Origin of the sequence: Massilia antarctica, assembly GCF_015689335.1 — a bacterium.
Classification (GTDB): domain Bacteria; phylum Pseudomonadota; class Gammaproteobacteria; order Burkholderiales; family Burkholderiaceae_D; genus Telluria_A; species Telluria_A antarctica.
In genome coordinates, this window is the sequence record NZ_CP065053.1 from 7,205,311 (window position 1) to 7,222,694 (window position 17,384).

Annotated in this window: 13 protein-coding genes; 5 read left to right on the forward strand and 8 right to left on the reverse strand. The window is 64.6% G+C overall.

Annotation, left to right across the window (positions count from 1 at the left end; translation table 11 throughout):
- Positions 1-105 precede the first annotated feature (105 nt).
- Positions 106-1,992: an MFS transporter gene (locus IV454_RS31730; protein ID WP_206089532.1), complete on the reverse strand. Its 1,887-nt coding sequence runs from the start codon at positions 1,990-1,992 to the stop codon at positions 106-108.
- Positions 1,993-2,055: 63 nt separating this feature from the next.
- The gene (locus IV454_RS31735) at positions 2,056-2,790 is read right to left on the reverse strand and encodes a helix-turn-helix domain-containing protein (protein WP_054263907.1); all 735 of its coding nucleotides are present in this window, start codon (positions 2,788-2,790) and stop codon (positions 2,056-2,058) included.
- Between the two features lie 141 nt (positions 2,791-2,931).
- Between IV454_RS31735 and IV454_RS31740 the strand changes: the two genes are divergently transcribed.
- Both IV454_RS31740 and IV454_RS31745 read left to right on the forward strand, forming a co-directional pair.
- Entirely contained in the window at positions 2,932-3,363 is a 432-nt protein-coding gene (locus IV454_RS31740; RefSeq protein ID WP_206089533.1) for a hypothetical protein, read from the forward strand.
- 2 nt (positions 3,364-3,365) lie between these two features.
- Positions 3,366-4,160, forward strand: coding sequence for a DUF2145 domain-containing protein (locus IV454_RS31745; RefSeq protein WP_206089534.1), 795 nt, complete (start codon positions 3,366-3,368; stop codon positions 4,158-4,160).
- Between the two features lie 3 nt (positions 4,161-4,163).
- On the opposite strand, the gene IV454_RS31750 is transcribed toward IV454_RS31745, so the two are convergent.
- The 5 genes from IV454_RS31750 to IV454_RS31770 form a co-directional block, all read right to left on the reverse strand.
- On the reverse strand, positions 4,164-5,228 hold the full coding sequence (locus IV454_RS31750) for an ABC transporter ATP-binding protein (protein ID WP_206089535.1): 1,065 nt from the start codon (positions 5,226-5,228) through the stop codon (positions 4,164-4,166).
- 24 nt (positions 5,229-5,252) lie between these two features.
- The gene (locus IV454_RS31755) at positions 5,253-7,019 is read right to left on the reverse strand and encodes an ABC transporter permease (RefSeq protein WP_206089536.1); all 1,767 of its coding nucleotides are present in this window, start codon (positions 7,017-7,019) and stop codon (positions 5,253-5,255) included.
- A gap of 54 nt (positions 7,020-7,073) precedes the next feature.
- Positions 7,074-8,189: an ABC transporter substrate-binding protein gene (locus tag IV454_RS31760; protein WP_206089537.1), complete on the reverse strand. Its 1,116-nt coding sequence runs from the start codon at positions 8,187-8,189 to the stop codon at positions 7,074-7,076.
- 25 nt (positions 8,190-8,214) lie between these two features.
- Positions 8,215-9,165 carry a tripartite tricarboxylate transporter substrate binding protein gene (locus IV454_RS31765; protein ID WP_206089538.1) on the reverse strand — a complete coding sequence of 317 codons (951 nt, stop codon included), beginning with the start codon at positions 9,163-9,165 and terminating at the stop codon, positions 8,215-8,217.
- A 61-nt stretch (positions 9,166-9,226) separates the two neighbouring features.
- Positions 9,227-10,291 (reverse strand): porin, encoded by a 1,065-nt coding sequence (locus tag IV454_RS31770; protein ID WP_206089539.1) that lies wholly within the window; start codon positions 10,289-10,291, stop codon positions 9,227-9,229.
- 152 nt (positions 10,292-10,443) lie between these two features.
- On the opposite strand from IV454_RS31770, the gene IV454_RS31775 reads away from it, so the two are divergent.
- The 3 genes from IV454_RS31775 to IV454_RS31785 all read left to right on the forward strand — a co-directional run bounded on the left by IV454_RS31775 (position 10,444) and on the right by IV454_RS31785 (position 13,892).
- Positions 10,444-11,139 (forward strand): response regulator, encoded by a 696-nt coding sequence (locus IV454_RS31775; protein ID WP_206089540.1) that lies wholly within the window; start codon positions 10,444-10,446, stop codon positions 11,137-11,139.
- Position 11,140: 1 nt separating this feature from the next.
- Positions 11,141-12,589: a sensor histidine kinase gene (locus tag IV454_RS31780; protein WP_054263916.1), complete on the forward strand. Its 1,449-nt coding sequence runs from the start codon at positions 11,141-11,143 to the stop codon at positions 12,587-12,589.
- Positions 12,590-12,707: 118 nt separating this feature from the next.
- A complete protein-coding gene (locus tag IV454_RS31785; RefSeq protein ID WP_206089541.1) occupies positions 12,708-13,892 on the forward strand; it encodes a DUF3103 family protein in 1,185 nt (394 codons plus the stop codon).
- Between the two features lie 9 nt (positions 13,893-13,901).
- Here the strand turns inward: IV454_RS31785 and IV454_RS31790 are convergent, their stop codons facing one another.
- On the reverse strand, positions 13,902-17,222 hold the full coding sequence (locus IV454_RS31790; RefSeq protein WP_206089542.1) for a two-component regulator propeller domain-containing protein: 3,321 nt from the start codon (positions 17,220-17,222) through the stop codon (positions 13,902-13,904).
- Positions 17,223-17,384: the final 162 nt, after the last annotated feature.

The window sequence follows — 17,384 nt, forward strand, 5'->3', positions numbered from 1 at the left end:
GAAAAACTGTTCATGGAGTGCTGCGGCCTTTGAAAAACGGGAGAAGCGGCAAAATGCCGAACGATTGTAATTATAACCATTTTCTCCCCCGATCCCGGGCCGCTTTTACTTCCAGTCGCCCCGCAAGGCCAGCACCTGCTTGTGCAGGTAGTCGGGCGTGGCATCTTCCGGCGCGACCGGCATGCCGACCGCCAGCGCCAGGCGCGAACGCGGTCCGCGCGCGAAGGTGCGCTCGAACAGATTGCCCGGATCGCGCGTGAGCAGGCTGCCCCACAGGCCGCGCAGCGCCATCGGAATCACCGGCACCTTGCTGCGTTCGACGATCTTGGCGATCCCGCCGCGGAACTCGCCCATTTCGCCGGTCGAGGTCAGGCGCCCTTCCGGAAAGATGCATACCAGGTCGCCTTCGTGCAGCGCCTGGGCGATGTCGATGTACGCCTTCTCCATCAGGAACTGGTCTTCCTTGGCCGGCGCGATCGGAATCGCGCGCGCCGTGCGGAACAGCCAGCCCATGAACGGCATCTTGAAGATTTTGTGGTCCATCACGAAGCGGATCGGGCGCGGGCTGGCCGCGCCGATGACGATGGCATCGACGTAGCTGACGTGGTTGCACACCAGGATCGCCGGGCCTTCGTCGGGAATCCGGTCCACGTCCACCGTCTTGACCCGGTGGATGGTATGAATCAGCATCCAGGCCAGGAAGCGCATCAAAAATTCCGGCACCAGCGAAAAGATATACAGCGCCACGACGGCGTTCAGGATGGCGGTGGCGAGGAACATGTCGGGAATCGTGAAGCCCATCTTGATCATCACGATGGCCACGCCGGCCGCGCAGATCATGAACAGCGCGTTCAGGATATTCATGCCGCCGATGGTGCGCGACAGGTGGGCCGGTTCGCAGCGGGTCTGGATCAGCGCGAACAGCGGCACGATGAACAGGCCGCCGAACACGCCGATCATGGCAATGTCGAACAGCACGCGCGTCACGCCGGCCTGCGCCAGCATGCCCATCATGGCCACTTCGACCGGCGGACGCACGTAACCGAGGCTGGCGAAATACAGGTCGATGCCGAACAGCGACAGGCCGATCGAGCCAAACGGCACCAGGCCGATTTCAACCTTGTGGCCCGACAGCTTCTCGCACAGCAGCGAGCCGACACCGACACCGACCGAGAACACCGTCAGCAGCATCACGAACACGCTGTAGTCGCCATGCAGGAACTGTTTGGCATACAGGGGGAACTGCGACAGGATCATCGCCCCATAAAACCAGAACCACGAGTTGCCCAGCATGGACAGGAACACGGTGCGGTTCTTGCGCGCGTGGCCGATATTGCGCACCGACTCGGCGAACGGATTCGGATTGATTTTCAGGTCGGGCGCGGGCGCCGGCGACAGCGGAATGCGGTAGCTGGCCACCAGGCCAAGCACGGCGAAGAACATGGTGGCGCCGGCCACCAGCTGCAAGCCGTGGGGTTTAAGCACCAGCGCGGCGCCCAGGATCTGGCCGAGCAGGATGCCCACAAAAGTCCCCATTTCGACCACCCCGTTACCGCCGACCAGTTCTTCCGATTTCAGATGCTGCGGCATGTAGGCGTATTTCACGGGCCCGAACAGGGTCGAATGCACGCCCATGCCGACCACGGAGGCGATCAGCAGCCACAGGGTGTGCGTCATCCAGCCAAGGCCGGCCACCGCCATGATGGCGATTTCCAGCATCTTGACGAAGCGCGCCAGGCGCGCCTTCTCGACCTTTTCGGCGATCTGCCCGGCGGTGGCCGAAAACAGCACGTACGGCAGGATGAACAAGCCCGGAATCAGGCTGTTTAATATGGCCGGATCGAGGCTGGTCCAGCTGACCGCGTCGTAGGTGAGAATCACCAGCAAGGCGGTCTTGAAGACGTTGTCGTTGAACGCGCCGAGGAACTGGGTCCAGAAAAACGGCGCGAAGCGGCGTTGCTTTAAGAGGGAAAACTGGCTGGATTGACTCATGCTGATGGATCTCTCAGGGTCTCGAGGTGGCAAAAAGGTCGGGCTTGCATCGTCAGGTTACCATCAGCCCTGGCGCAGCAGGGCCTTGAAGGCCTGCGGCACCCAGGGGCGCGCGGCCACGATGAAGCTGATCGCGTGGCGCTGGTCGAGCGGCAGGCGCGTTTCATGCTGGTGCTGCTGCGCGAATTCGGCCGCCACCTGCTTGAGGCGTTCCAGCAGCGCGGCGCCGGACTGCTTCGACAGCATCACGTTCACCAGCCGCATGACTTCATCCTCGCCATCGAAGCGCGAGTTCAGGTAGTCGGCCGCCGCCTCGTGCCGGAAGTAACCCTGGATCGGCCCATTCGCGATCCAGCCGAAGGTGCGCGCGATCAGCAGCTTGACCCGGTTATTCGGCAGCAGCTCCAGAAAGCCGATGCGGTCCAGGCGCAGCAGGTATTTGGTCACTTCCGCTTCCGTCATGTCGTAAAAGCGCACGATATCGTCGAAGCCGATGTGGTTCATGGCCGACACGGCCACCACCAGCAGGCGCGGGTCGCCGATGATTTCGCGCTCCTGCGCCAGGGTCAGGTGCGAAATCAGGGTCGGCGCCGACTGCGCCGCACTGAGTTCGTCGAACTCGATGCCGGTGGCGGTGAGGATCTCGTCCAGCCGCTGCAAGGTGAAATTCTTCTGTGAAAACATACGCTTAACGCTCGCTTCCGACATGCCTATCCGTCCGGCAAGGTCGCCGTAGGTAATGCCCCGCCCCTTCAAAAGGCGCTTCAAGGTGTCGACAAGTGTAATTGCGTGCGGCATTTCTGTATCCCTAGGAATTCTGGTAGCAAATATTAATACTTATTCAGAATAAAAGCGATACGGACTATCATTTCATTTAGCAAAGCCGATTCTTGCGTAAGATGTGTTTGCCAACCCGGCTAACCTGAAGAAAGAAACAGCATGAAAACCAACCTGATGGCCATCGCAATCGCTTGTGCCCTGTTCGGCGCCAATTCCGCCGCGCTGGCCGAGTCCCATCACAACAATATGGGTTCGAACCTGTCGGCGTCCCCGAGCGGCGTGTCGGGCGCGGTGGTGCTCGGAAGTTTGCTGGTGGTGGCGGTGGGCGGCAGCGTGGTGGCGCAAAGCGTTGAAACCGTCGCCGACGGCACCATGGTGGTACTCAAGAACGTGGCCGACGGTTCCACCGCCACCGTCAAATTCAGCGGCGACGGCGCCAAGGGCTTTTCCAAGCTGGTCGGCCAGGCCGTCACGGTGACCGCCACCGCCAGCGGCCATGTGCTCATCGCCGCCGGCAAGGTGATCGCCTTCATCCCGACCGAAGCGGGCAAAAGCCTGCTGCACCATTCGCAAAACGGCGCGAAAGGCTAAGCATGATCCGCCTCGGACAACGACTCCTCCTGCTGCTGATGCTGGCCATGCCGCTGCAGGCCGCGCATGCCGGCACCGCCTGCGAAGAAGTCGCGCAGGACGCCGGTGCCTTCGTCAAGGCCGTCAAGCTGGCCGAAAACACCAGCGCCGCCCTCGATGCCTCCGGGGCCGAGGTGGCGCTGATCGCCCGCGTCGGCCAGGACCTGTCCAAGTACGACTTGCGCTATTCGCACATGGCCTATGCCTGGCGCGACCATCCCAAGGGACGCTGGACCGTCGTGCACCTGCTCAACCAGTGCGGCACCGCGACCTCCAAATTGTTCGACCAGGGCCTGGCCAATTTTTTTCTCGATGATTTGTTCGCCTACGAGAGCCAGATTGTGATCCCGAGCGCGCAAAGCCAGAAGCGCGTCGTCGCCATGCTCTCCTCCGAGGCGCCGGCGCGCCTGCACGGTGAGCACTACAATATGCTGGCCTTCCCCTTCTCGACCAAGTACCAGAATTCGAACCAGTGGGTGCTCGAAACCTACGCCGCCAGCGCCAGCGAGAGCGCCATCGACGATCGCGGCGCCGCCCAGTCCTGGCTCAAGCAGGCAGGCTATAAGCCCAATACGATCTGGGTGCCGTCGGTCAAGCGCCTGGGCGCACGCGTATTCCGCGCCAACGTGGCTTTCGACGACCATCCGCTGGGCCGCCGCATCGCCGGCCAGATCGACATCGTCACCGTCGAATCGGTGGTGCGCTTCGTGAAGCTGCGCGACCCCGCCACCACCGAGTCGGTGGTGGGGATTCAGTAAGCGTCAGAACACCCACAGCTTATCGGCCGGCATGTGCAGCCAGTAGCTGCCCGCCTCCAGCCGGTACTTCGAATACGCGCGCAGGCTCAGGCCGTCGCGCGTAAACAGGCACTCCCAGCGGTCGCCCAGGTACATGCAGGTCAACAGCGGCATTTCGAGCGCATTGTCGACCTGCTGCGCGCTGATCTTCACATCCTCGACCCGGATCAGCGGCGTGGCCTCGCCGCCCACACGCGCACCGCGCGCCGTGCCCTGCATGCTCGCGCCGGCCACCATCAGCGCCACCTTGCCGCCATTGCTGGCCACGACCTGGCCCGGCAAGCGGTTGTTACTGCCCATGAATTCGGCGGTAAACAAGGTGTCCGGCGTTTCGTACATGCTTTGCGGCGAGCCTTGCTGCTCGATCTTGCCGTTATTAAGCAGCAGGATGCGGTCCGAAATCGCCATCGCCTCGCCCTGGTCGTGCGTGACCATCAGCGCCGACAGGCCAAGGCGCACGATCAGCTCGCGCAAGAAGGCGCGCGCTTCCTCGCGCAGCTTGGCATCGAGGTTCGAGAGCGGTTCGTCGAGCAAGATCACGGGCGGGTTGTACACCAGCGCGCGCGCGATCGCCACCCGCTGCTGCTGGCCGCCGGAGAGCTGGTGCGGAAAACGCTCGCCCAGGTGGCCCAGCCCCAGTTGGCCCAGCACTTCCTTGACCTTGGCCGCGATCTCGCTCTTGCCCATCTTGCGCAGGGTCAGGCCATAGGCCACGTTGTCGAACACGGTCTTGTGCGGCCACAGCGCGTACGACTGGAACACCAGTCCCAGGCTGCGGTGCTCGGCGGCCATCTCGAATTTGCGCGCGCCGTCGAACACGCGGCGCTCGCCGATGTCGATGGTGCCGCTCTTGGGGCTTTCCAGCCCGGCGACCGCGCGCAGCAAGGTGGTCTTGCCGCTGCCCGAAGGGCCCAGCAGGGCAACCACTTCGCCGCGTTGCAGGTGCATCGATACGCCCTTGAGGATCTGGTTGGCGTGCGCGCCAGTGCCATAATCGAGGTGCAGGTCGTTGACGGTCAATTCATTCATGGTCATTTCCGGTGTAGGTAGTGTTTATTGATGCAGCTTGACGCCGAAGCGCAGCGCAATGCCGAGGCCAATGGCCACCAAGGTGATATTGATGAACGATAGCGCCGCCACCAGGTCGGTCGAGCCGCCCGCCCACAGCGACACCAGCATCGCCCCGATCACTTCCGTGCCTGGGGTGAGCAGGTACACCCCGGTCGAATATTCGCGCTCGAAGATCAGGAACACCATCAGCCAGGCGCCCAGCATGCCGAATTTGATGAGCGGCAGGGTCACGTCGCGCGTGACCTGGCCGCGACTGGCGCCCACCGCGCGCGCCGCCTCTTCCAGTTCCGGCCCCACCTGCAGCAGCGCGGTCGAGATCAGGCGCATGCCGTAAGCGAGCCACACCACCGAATACGCCAGCCACAGGGCGAAGATGGTCGAGCGCACTTCGCGCAGCAGCGGAATCGCATGTTCGCTGAGCCACAGCGCCGGCCCCAGGCCGGTCGCCTTGAGCATCCCATCGAGCCAGCTTGGCACGAACAGGAACACCCACAGGAACGACAGGCCGGCCAACAGGCCCGGCACGGCGCGCGGCACCAGCACGCTGTAGTCGAGCAGGCGCGTGATGCCATCGGGCTTTCTGTGCATGGCCAGCGCGATGGCCGTGTAGCACACCACCGCCAGCGCTCCGCCGATCACGCCGATCAGCACCGTGTTGATAATCCCGCGCACTAGCGAATGCTGTTCCAGGATGTCGCGGAAGTGCTGCAAGGTCAGTACATCCCACAGCACCACTCCCTCGCCCCAGTTCTGCACGAAAGAGCGCAGCACGATGCCCGAGAGCGGCAGGATGATCGTCACCAGCAGCCAGCCCGCCAGCAGCGCGAATGCCAGCCACTTCCAGCGCCCCAGCGGCATCGCCTTCTGGCGCGCGCCCTTGCCCTTGATCGACACGTATTTGTTGGCCGACTTGAGCAGCCAGCGCTGCAGCATCACCAGCGGCATCGTCACCATCACCAGGCACACCGCCACCGCCGCCATCAGGTGGTACGAGGGGGTGCCCAGCTTGTTGGTCAGCTTGTACAGATAGGTGGCCAGCACCAGGTGGCCTTCCGGGTCGCCCAGCACCAGCACCAGGCCGAACACCTCGAAGCCGAGGAAGAACACCAGCACACCCGCATACGCCAGCGCCGGCATGATCATCGGCAGCGACACATTGATCATCACCCTCAGCGGCGAGGCGCCGGCCACGCGGGCCGCTTCCTCCACGTCCGAACCCAGGCTTTTCAGCGCCGACGACGCATACAGGTACACGTGCGGAACGTGGGTCAGCCCGGCGATGATGACGATACTGGTAAACGAATAGATATTCCACGGGATGAAGCCGAGCAGCTGCTTGGCCCATACCGAATAGAAGCCCACGGGGCCCATCGACACCACATAGCCGAAACCCATCACCATGGGCGAGACGAAGATCGGCACCAGCAGCAGCGGGGCGATCCAGCCGCGCCCCGGCAGATCGGTGCGCACCATCAGGAAGGCCAGCATGCCGCCCAGCGGCACCGCGATGGCGGTCAGGCCGGCGGCCAGAATCATGCCATTCTTGAACGCCTGGCCGAAATCGGGGTCGTCGAAAATGAAGGCATAGGCTTCGAGTCCCAGGGTTTTTTCGGGCATGAAAAACGGCGCCGACAAAAAACTTTGGTAAAAAATCAGGAAAAGCGGTAAAAAGATGGCGACGCAGGCGAGCGTCACCACCAGGCCGCGCGGCCAGTTAAGCCGCGTGGCCCGCAATGATAAGGTAGTCATGTGAGGTCCGATCGTCGATGTTCGGGGTGGGCGGGGCGCCCACCCTGCGGGCGCTTATTTTTTGCCCGCGGTTTCTTTCCACTGCTTGAGGAAGGCCATGCGCTTGGCCGGCCCCAGGAACTGCAGCACGATCGGATGCACCGGAACCGGCTTGACGTTCTTCTCGCCGATGATCTTGATCAGTTCCGCCGACGTGGTCTCGCCCTTGACGTCGGAACGGATCGCGAACAGCTTCGAGTCGTTGGCGATCACGGTCTGGCCGCGCACCGACAGCAGGTAATCCATCCACAGCTTGGCCGCATTCGGATTCTTGGCGCTCTTGTTAATGAACTGCACGCGCGAAAGGATCAGGGTGTAATCGGCCGGCAGCACCACGCCCAGCGACGGGTCGGTCTTGGCGCGCACCAGCGCGTACGAACCGAGCACGTTGTAGCCGATCAGGTTCTCGCCCGACGAAATCCGTTCCAGCATGGTCCCGGTGGACGACTGCACCCGTACCTTGGCTACGCCGAACGCGTTTTCCAGCTCCAGGAACTGCGGATTTTCGCGCGCGTCCTGGGTCATGAACATGAAGCCGACCCCGGATTTTTCGATGTCGTAAGTCGTGACCTTGTCGCGGAATTTTTCGGTCTTGATCAGGGTAGCGAAAGCGGAGTGGGTCCTGGGTATTTCGCTGGTGGACAGCAGGCGCTTGTTGTACACGATCGCGGCCGGCTCGAAGGTGGTGCCGTAGGCGCTGTCGTTCCACATGGCCCATGCCGGCAGCTTGGCGGCTTCCGGCGACTTGTACTTCAGCGCGTGGCCGTCCGACGCGAGGCGCATCTGCAGGTCCATCGCGGACGACCACAAGACGTCGGCCGTATTGCCGCCGGCCGCCGCCTCCGAAATGAAGCGGTTGTACACTTCGGTCGAATTCATGTCGTTGTATTCGACCGTCACGCCAGGATACAGGGTGTTGAAGTCCTTGATCAGCGGCTGCGCGGCCTTGCTGTCGGTGGCCGAGTAGATCACCAGCTTGGCCTCTTTCTTGGCGCCGTCGATGATCTTCTGGTAGTCGGCCGGATAGCCCGCCGGGACCTGCGCGAAGGCGCTGCCGGCCAGGGTGGCGGCAAGGGTTGCCGCGAAGGTGGCCGTAATGGCGGCGCCGATCAGGCTGCGTTTGATATTCATAGTGTCTCCAGATTGTTGTTATGTTTTAGCGAATCAGCTTGAACTGCCTGGCCTGCCGGTTGTAGTCGGCGACGGCCTTGTGGATGTAATCGGTCAGTGCCGGTCCGGTCAGGGTGAACGGATACAGCCCGTGCGCCGCCCGCAAGCGGGCAAAATCGGCGCTCGACGTCATCCGCTCGAAACTGCCCACCCAGCGCTGGTACTCGGCATCCGCCACCTTGGGTCCCATCCACACGCCGCGGATGATCGGCCACACCACGTCCACGCCCTGCTCGCGCGCGGTCGGCGCTTGCGACAGCACGCCCGGCAAACGCCGCTCCGACAGCACCGCCAGTACCCGCACCTTGCCGGCGCCGGCGCCCGCGTACAGGGTCGCTTCCGAAGCATCGCCCGACACCACCTGCACATGGTTCGCGTGCATCGCGGTGAAAGCTTCGCCGCCGCCTTCGAGCGCCACGAAGCGCAGCACCTTGGGGTCGATCCCGGCGCTGCGCGCCAGCAGCGCCATCTTCATCCAGTCCTGGCTGCCGATCGTGCCGGACACCCCGATCAGCACCTTCTCCGGCTCGCGCCGCAAGGCGTCGATCAGGTCGGCCAGGTTGCGAAACGCCGAATCGGAACGCACCGCGATCATGCCGTAGTCGGCGCCCAGGGCGGCGACCCAGCGCACGTCGTCGGCGCTGGCCTTGCCGAACTTTCCCTGCGCCAGATTGAGCAGCGAGCCGCCCGAAAAGGCCACCAAGGTATCCTTCTCGCTCCCGCGCTGGGCCGCCATGGTGTGCCAGGCGACCGCGCCGATCCCGCCCGGCAGGTACGACAAGCGCAGGGCGGGCGCGTCGGCCTCGCTTCTGAGTCCTTCGCGCGCCAGCTTGCAGGTCAGGTCCATCGCGCCGCCCGGCTTGGACGGCACGATGCATTCGGCCCCCGCGCAATGCAATGCGGCGCCGGCCATCAGGATGGAGAACAGGGATTTCATGGCGCCAGCCTTTCGGGATGGGCAGGGAAAATCACCCCGCCCGCCCATGCCCGACAAGGCATCAGAAACGATGCTGGATGCCGGCCGTGAGCCCTTTTTGCGTGGTGCCGAAGCCAGGATCGTCGCGCGACAGTCCCACCAGCTTGCCGTTGTCGGCCTTGGCGTAGGCTGCCGTCAGATACAGGTCGGTGCGTTTGGATAGCGCATACATGCCGCGCGCCACATACATGATCGGATCGGCATCCGTGTTGGCGGGCACGTTCTTGACGTTGACGTAATAGACGGCGCCGGTCAGGGTGACCGCCGGCGTGGTAAACCAGCTCGCGCCGGCCCACCAGGTGGTCGCTCGCACGTCCGGCGTGGCGGCCTTGGCTGCCTCCAGCTTGAAGTCGCGCATGCCGCCGGTCAGGCGCACCACGTCGTTCTTGAAGTCGACCGCCGCATGAAAGGCCTTGGTTTCGTCGCGCCGTCCGGTGCCGGCCAGGGTGTTGGCGTTGATTTGCTCGAACGCGCCCATGGCCGAGAAGCTGCCGCGGCTCCAGGACCCGGCCACCGCGTATTTACGGCTGTCGGCGCTGCTGCCCGCCTGTTCGCCCAGGCCGATGGTGGCGCCATATTTGAAGTCGCCGGCTTTGCCCGAGTATTTGATCAGGTTATCAAAGGCGGTCGTCATGCCGTACTTGGACGGACCGGTGGCGTTGGACGAGGTAGCCCACGAGTAGTTCGGCGCGTAGCCGAGCGGGTCGAACAGGATCACGAAATCGTAGGTGGTGGTGAACGAGCGCCCCAGCACCACTCTTCCGAAGCCGCCGTCCAGGCCTACGAAGGCCTGGCGCTTGAACAGCGCACCGTCGGCCGCGCCGGTATCCATCAGAATGCCGCCTTCCAGGCCGAAAACGGCTTTCAGGCCGCCGCCCAGGTCTTCGGTGCCGCGCAAACCCCAGCGCGAAGTGTTTTTGCCGCCCGAGATCACGCGCGTGGCGTTGTCGTGGGCGGCATTGGTATTGGTGGTGTAATCGACGCCGGCGTCGATCAGGCCATAGATTTGCACACTGGATTGGGCCTGGGCGGTACCGGCTGCCGAAAAGGCGGCTGCCAGCGCGAGCGTAAGCACGGATGGTTTCATTCTTATCTCCTGAGTTTTCGTTTTTATATACTACGGCGTTTCTGGGGCTAACTATATATTCACGATCCTTTCAATTGGCTTTCAGTGCCCTCCTGTACCCGTGATGCCACACCGACCGCGCTTTTTGCCACGCTTAGGGCTACACTGCCCCGATGCGAATACTCCTGGTAGAAGACCATATAGAACTGTCGCACTGGCTCTCCAAAGCCCTGCGCGACGCCCACCTGACCGTCGAATGCGCCGCCAACGGCGCCGATGCCGACGCGCTGCTGCACACGCAGGACTACGCGCTCGTCATCCTCGACCTGACCTTGCCCAAGATGGACGGCCTCGATGTGCTGCGCCGCCTGCGCGCCCGCGGCGGCGCGCGCGCCAAGACCCCGGTGATGATCCTGACCGCGCGCGGCGGCCTGGAAGAACGGGTCCAGGGCCTGAACCTGGGTGCCGACGACTATCTGGCCAAGCCGTTCGAACTGAGCGAACTCGAAGCGCGGGTCAAGGCCCTGCTGCGCCGCAGCCAGGGCAGCGAAGCATTGGTGCACCAGTGCGGCGCGCTCAGTTTCGACACGGTGACGCGCATGTTTGCGTACGGCGGCGCCGCGCTGGCCCTCACCCCGCGCGAACACGCGGTGCTCGAAGCCCTGATTACCCGGCCCGGGCGCGCGGTATCGAAGGAAAAGCTGTTCGACGAAGTCTTTGCCCTCGAAGACGACGCCAACCTCGATGCCATCGAGCTGTATATCCACCGCGTGCGAAAAAAACTCGAACGCGTGCAGATTGGCGCAGCCGCCATCACCACCCTGCGCGGCATCGGCTACCTGTTGCAGCCACGCGACACACCGGGCTGACGTGGCCGCGCTGTACGCCACCGTGCGCGGCAAGATCGGCGCCGCGCCCCTGGGCAGCCTGCGCAGCCAGCTGCTGCGCTGGCTCCTCATTCCCCTGGTGCTGCTGGTCGCCCTGAACGCGGTATCGGTGTACGACAACGCCCTCGACGCGGCCGACCTGGCCTACGACCGCTCCTTGCTGGCCTCCACCCGCGCGCTGGCCGAGCGGGTCGCCATCAAGGACGGCAAGGTGGTGGCCGACGTGCCCTACGTCGCCCTCGACAGCTTCGAGACCGATACCCTGGGCCGCATCTACTACAAAGTGAGCGGCATCGATGGCGAAACCGTGTCCGGCTTCGACGACCTGCCGCCGGTGCCGGCCAACGTGCCGCGCTCGGAAGCCTATCCGGCGCTGGTGCGCTTCTACCACGCCGACTACAACGGCGAGCCGGTACGCATCGCCGCCCTGCTGCAGCCGGTGTACGACGATTCGATGCGCGGCATCGCCCTGATCCAGGTCGGCGAAACGCTCGACGCGCGGCGCGGCCTGTCGCGCAAGATCCTGGTCGACACGCTCCTGCGCCAGGCCGTGATGGTGCTGGCGGTCGCCTCGCTGGTGTGGTTTGCGGTGCGCCTGGTGCTGCGGCCCCTGATGCGGCTTAAAATCGAAGTCGAAAACCGCGCCCTGAATGACCTGTCCGACGTCGACCAGGCGCTCGTGCACAAGGAGGTACGCCCGCTGGTGGCCGCCATGAACGGCACCATGTCGCGCATGCACAACCTGATCGCCAGCCAGCGCCGCTTCATCGCCGACGCCTCGCACCAGTTGCGCACTCCGCTCACCGTGCTCAAGACCCAGGCCGAACTGGCACTGCGTGAAAACGATCCTGCCGCCATGCGCGAGATCGTCCGCTCGATCGCCACCACCACCGACGCCACCGTCCACCTGGCCAACCGTCTGCTCACCTTGGCGCGCGTCGAACATGGCAGTGCGGGAGCCGGCATGGCGCCGGTCTCGCTCACCGCCATCGTGCGCCAGGTCGGGCTGGAGATGGCGCTGCCCGCCGTGCAGAAGCAGATCGACCTGTCGCTCGATGCCGCCGACGCCGATAAGACACTGGTCGCCGGCCACGAACTCATGCTGCATGAACTGGTGACCAACCTGGTCGACAACGCCATCCGCTACACGCCGGCCGGCGGCAAGGTGGCGCTGCGGGTCAGGGTGGACGGCGCCAGGGTGCTGCTCGACGTCGAGGACAGCGGCTGCGGCATCGCCGACGACGAACGAGAGAAAGTACTCACCCCGTTCTACCGCTCGTCGGGCGCGCTCGAAACCAACCCTGGGGGCACGGGCCTGGGCTTGTCGATCGTGCGCGAGGTCGCGGCCCAGCACCGCGCCGACGTCACCCTGACCAGCGCCTCCCCGGGACCGGGCCTGAAGGTGGTGATTTGTTTCGATTCGGCCGCCTGAGCTTACGGATCAAATACAGACAGAAAAAACTTCGCGCAAGCCTGCGCGCCCAATGCTAATGTTGATGGTGCTGTATTTACAACACATCCCCTTCAACAACAGGAAACGGAGAGCAGGCATGCAGTTTATTCAAAAAGCATTACTCACCATCGCGTTGGCGGGCGGCGCCAGTGCGTCCGCCATCGCGGCCGACCGCTTGAGCGCGGAATACTCGGAACCGCGCGGCGGCCAGACCACCCTGGTCGACCAGGCCAAGCGCTACAGCGCATGGAACGTGGCGCGCATGCTGGACGATCCGCAGTTCGTTAAAGCGCTCGACAGGCGCCTTGCCGGCGATGCCAAAGCCGTCATGCTGGGCACCCTGCTCGACGACGTGCGCCAGCCGGACGCGCAGACCAAGGCCAGCGCCGACAAGCTGCGCTTTCTCGACCAGCGCGTGCGCGAACACAAGGCCGTCGCGCGCGATGCCAAGAACCTGCTCGAAGTGCGCCTGTACACGCCACGGGGCCTTGAGACAGCCGCGCGGCCCGACATGAGCAAGCTGCTGGTGGCCTACGCGCCGGCCGGCAAACGCTCCGAGTGGAGCGACGTCGAAGCCTTCGACCATCTGGGCCAGGTGCAGTTGCTCGACGCGCGCACGCCGCCCGCCACCCCGGTTCTGATCGTCGGCATCAACGCGCGCGAAGACATGCGCGCCGGGATGGCCTACGTGAACCGCGCCCTGCGCGACGCGGGCCTGCAATCGGCCCCGCCCAAGCTCGCAGCGAAGACCGCCTCAAGCCTCGCAACGGGCGATGTCGACACCACCCGCCTGGACCGCATCACCCTCGCCAACAGCCAGGAACCCTGGATCTCCGGCGCCGCCGAAATCTTCGCCGTCGTCTCGGGCGTGCAGCCCGACCAGGCCAAGGCTGAACTGAGCGTGGTCGACATGCCCTACCTCGACTACGCCAATACCGCTTACACGCCGAACCAGATCATGGTTTTCTGGAGCAGCTACCGCTACGGCGCGGCCAACATCCAGTTGTTCGAGCATGACGACAACACCAACTACAAGGACCTGGCCGTGGCCCTGTCGCAAAGCGTCAGCGCGATCCTCGGCGTGTTCGCGCCTTCCTACGCGGTGATCGGCCAGGTCGCCACGGCGATCCTGCAAGCCATGCCTTCCGGCTGGTTCAGCAACGACGACGACTACGTCGATTCGTTCTACACCATCGAACGCGGGCGCACCTACGACAACTACCGCGGCGCCGCCAACAATGCCACGATGACGCTCTCGCCCTACCTGCTGCGCGCGCAGTAAGCGCCTGCCTCACGCGGGCAGCGGCAGCCTGACCGTAAAGCGGCTGCCCTGCCCCGGCTTTGAACGCACCGTCAGGCTGCCGCCGTGGCGTTCCACGATGCCGAACGAAATCGACAAGCCAAGGCCGGTGCCATGCCCGGTCGGTTTGGTGGTAAAAAACGGCTCGTAGATATGGTCGATGACGGCCGGGTCGATGCCGCTGCCGCTGTCCTCGAAATCGAGGTACAGCCACGCTCCGTCGGTCCGGCTGCTGATCGCCAGCATCCCCGGTGCGAAGTCGCCGCTGCGCCGCTGCTTGTCTTCAATGGCGTGGCAGGCGTTGACGATCAGGTTCATGAACACCTGGTTCAGCTGCGCCGGCCAGCATGCCAGCGGCGGGTCGGCCTCCAGCACGCAGCCGATATTGGCCACGCTGGCATACAGGGTGCGCACCAGGTGCACGGTCGCCAGCAGATTGGGGCCGATGGGTGCCGTCGTCATCGCCCCTTCGTCGGGCCGCGCGAACGTGCCAAGGTCGCGCACCAGGTCGCGGATGCGCGAGGTGCCTTCCAGGATGGTCGCACACTGGCGAACCAGCGCATCGATGCGGCCGTTCAGGCTATCGATCACCGCGGCATCGGCATCGGCGCCGGCCAGCGCCAGCAGGAACGCGCGGAAGCGCTCCAGCTCCGTCGCCAGCACCTGCGCACCGGCGTGGGCGAAATTGCCGGGATTATTGATCTCGTGCGCGATACCAGCGCTCAAAGTGCCGAGCGACGCCATTTTTTCATGCAGCACCAACTGCTGCTGCGCGTTCTGCAAACCCTCCAGCGATGCCGCCACCTGGCGCGCCAGCTCGCGTTTCTGCCCCAGCAGCACGCGCACGCGGATGCGGTGCACCGCGTAGACGCAGGTCAGCACGCACAGGCCCGCCGCCAGCCGGAACCACCAGGTTTTCCAGAACGGCGGCGTGATCGTAATCGCCAGCGCCACGCCGGCATCGTTCCATACGCCGTCCTTATTGCTGGCCTTGACCCGGAAAACGTAATTGCCCGGATCGAGATTGGTGTAGGTGGCAAAGCGCTTGCCGGCATCGGTCGCCACCCACGAGCGGTCCACGCCCTCAAGCTGATAGGCGTACTGGTTGCGCTGGGGGTCGGCGAAATGCAGGGCCGCGAACTCGAACGAAAACACTGATAGCGCGTGCGACAGCACCACCTGGCGCGCGCGCTGGATGGGCGCGTCGAGCGCGAAGCCGTTTGGTGCCGGCCCGCTGCGCACCGACTGGTTATAGATCTGGATATCGGTAATCACCACCGGCGGCGCACGCTCGTTGCCGCGCACCTCGCGCGGGTGGAACATGGTGAAACCGCTATTGAAGCTGCCGAAGAACATGGTGCCGTCCGGCTGGCGCCATGCCGCCCCGACGAAATAGTCGCCTTCGGCCATGCCGTCGCGGCTTGTGTAGTTGCGGAAGGTCTCCTTGCGCGGATCGAAATCGGCGATGCCGCCATCGTTGCTGACCCACAGATGGCCACGTTCGTCTTCCAGAATCCCGTCCACGGCCGGATTGGCCAACCCTTCCCGCAAGGCATACGACTTGAACTGCAGCTTGCCGCCGCGGTCCGCCACCAGCCGGCTCAGGCCACCGCCGGTGCCGACCCACAGCGCGCCGTCGGCCGCTTCGTGCAGGAAGGAGACGCGATTGTGAATCAGGCTGGCCGGATTGGCGCTCTCGTGGCGCGCATGGCGAAAGCGCCCGCTGGCCTGATCGAACAGGTCAAGTCCGTTCGAGGTTCCCACCCACAGGCGCCCGCGTGTGTCTTCCAGGATCGCCCAGATGAAGTTATCGGACAGACTGGCCTCGCTGGCGGCGTCGTGGCGGAAGGTCGTGGCTTGGTTGGTGCGCGGGTCGAGCCGGTGCAGGCCGCCGCGCGAGGCGATCCACAGCATGCCGGTGCGGTCCGGCACGATCGCCTGAATGAAGTCGCTCAAGGCGTCGCCGGTGGCGAACGCGCGCGGCGTAAAGCGCCCGCTGGCCGGATCGAAGCGGCTCAGGCCACCGTTGCGGGTACCGACCCATAACTGCCCCTGCCGGTCGCGCCCCAGCGCGGTGGTCAGGTCGTCGTTCAGGCTATGCGGCGCGCGCGCATCGTGACGGTACACGGTGGTCTGGCCGCTTTGCAGATCGTAGCGGTTGATGCCGCCGCCATAGGTGGCCAGCCACAGCGAGCGCGGGCCGTCGCCGAGGATGGCACTGATCTTGTTGTTGCTCAAAGCGCCGGACAGCACATGGCGAAAGCCGCCCGCGTTCAGGTCGACCCGGCTGGCGCCGCCGAACCAGGTGCCGGCCCACAGGATGCCGGCGCGGTCTTCGAACAGGCTGGCGACGTAGTTGTCGGCCAGGCTGGCCGGGTTGCCGCTCTGGTGGACGAAGGAAGTAAAGCGCCCGGCGCCGGCGTCCCAGCGTTTCAGGCCATCGGTCTGGGTCCCTGCGCACAGGGTTCCATGACTATCCTCGAACAGGGCGGTGACGGCGCCCGGGTTGATGCCATCGGCGCTGCCGAAGCGGCGCCGCGTGGCGGGAGCGCCGTCCGCGATCCGCCATGCCTCCAGTCCGATTGCCGTGCCGACCCACAGGGTACCGGCACGGTCGATGGCCAGCGAGCGTACCGCGTTGCGCTTGAGCGCATCCGCCGCGCTGTCGTCGATGCGGAAGTGCGTGAAGCGGCGCGTGCCCGGCGCCAGATAGTCGACGCCTTGCTGGGTGCCGATCCACAGGCCGCCGGCGGCGTCGAACGCCAGGCCCGTGACATCGTCCGCGCCCAGCGAGTGCGGATTGGACGGATCGTGACGCTCGGTTGCAAGCTGGCCGGTGATGCCGTCAAGGCGCACCAGCCCCGTACGCGTGGTGATCCACAGGATGCCCTTGCCATCGCTGGCGATGGCGCGCACGTCGAGATAATCGGCTTTGCCGTCGCGCGGCGGGTAAGCGCTGAAGTTTTCGCTGCGCGGATTGAAGCGCTGCAGGCCGTTGCGCGTGCCGACCCACAGCTGGCCGGAGCGGTCCTCGTGCAGCGCCTGCACCGAATTGTCGGAAATGCTGGCCGGGTCGGCCGGGTCGTGGCGGAAGGTGAGAAAACGGTAGCCGTCGTAGCGGGTCAGGCCCCCCTGTCCGGCGAACCACATGAAGCCGTCGCGGTCCTGCAGCATGGCGGTGACTGTCGATTGCGGCAAACCGAGGGCGGGATTGAGCTGCTCGAAGCGCAGCTGGTCCGGTGCCGCCGCCCATGCGACGGGACACAGAAGGCAAAGCAGGAAAGCTGCCAGCGACAAGCGCAACGAAGACATAAGCAAACCGCCGAAAGGGACTAGCGCGCCAGTATCGCAGCCTTGCCCTGATCTGTACAGGCAGTCAAGTCGCGTGCCAAAACAACAACGAAATGGGTATCGGTAATCGATGTGTAATGGTGCTTGAACTATCGTGGGCGCGTCCTCGTCGTTCCTGCCTCC

Bases quoted from the DNA above. Each gene is read 5' to 3' on its own strand.
- IV454_RS31730 (WP_206089532.1), bottom strand. From the start codon at position 1,992: ATGAGTCAATCCAGCCAGTTTTCCCTCTTAAAGCAACGCCGCTTCGCG.
- IV454_RS31735 (WP_054263907.1), bottom strand. From the start codon at position 2,790: ATGCCGCACGCAATTACACTTGTCGACACCTTGAAGCGCCTTTTGAAG.
- IV454_RS31740 (WP_206089533.1), top strand. From the start codon at position 2,932: ATGAAAACCAACCTGATGGCCATCGCAATCGCTTGTGCCCTGTTCGGC.
- IV454_RS31745 (WP_206089534.1), top strand. From the start codon at position 3,366: ATGATCCGCCTCGGACAACGACTCCTCCTGCTGCTGATGCTGGCCATG.
- IV454_RS31750 (WP_206089535.1), bottom strand. From the start codon at position 5,228: ATGAATGAATTGACCGTCAACGACCTGCACCTCGATTATGGCACTGGC.
- IV454_RS31755 (WP_206089536.1), bottom strand. From the start codon at position 7,019: ATGACTACCTTATCATTGCGGGCCACGCGGCTTAACTGGCCGCGCGGC.
- IV454_RS31760 (WP_206089537.1), bottom strand. From the start codon at position 8,189: ATGAATATCAAACGCAGCCTGATCGGCGCCGCCATTACGGCCACCTTC.
- IV454_RS31765 (WP_206089538.1), bottom strand. From the start codon at position 9,165: ATGAAATCCCTGTTCTCCATCCTGATGGCCGGCGCCGCATTGCATTGC.
- IV454_RS31770 (WP_206089539.1), bottom strand. From the start codon at position 10,291: ATGAAACCATCCGTGCTTACGCTCGCGCTGGCAGCCGCCTTTTCGGCA.
- IV454_RS31775 (WP_206089540.1), top strand. From the start codon at position 10,444: ATGCGAATACTCCTGGTAGAAGACCATATAGAACTGTCGCACTGGCTC.
- IV454_RS31785 (WP_206089541.1), top strand. From the start codon at position 12,708: ATGCAGTTTATTCAAAAAGCATTACTCACCATCGCGTTGGCGGGCGGC.
- IV454_RS31790 (WP_206089542.1), bottom strand. From the start codon at position 17,222: ATGTCTTCGTTGCGCTTGTCGCTGGCAGCTTTCCTGCTTTGCCTTCTG.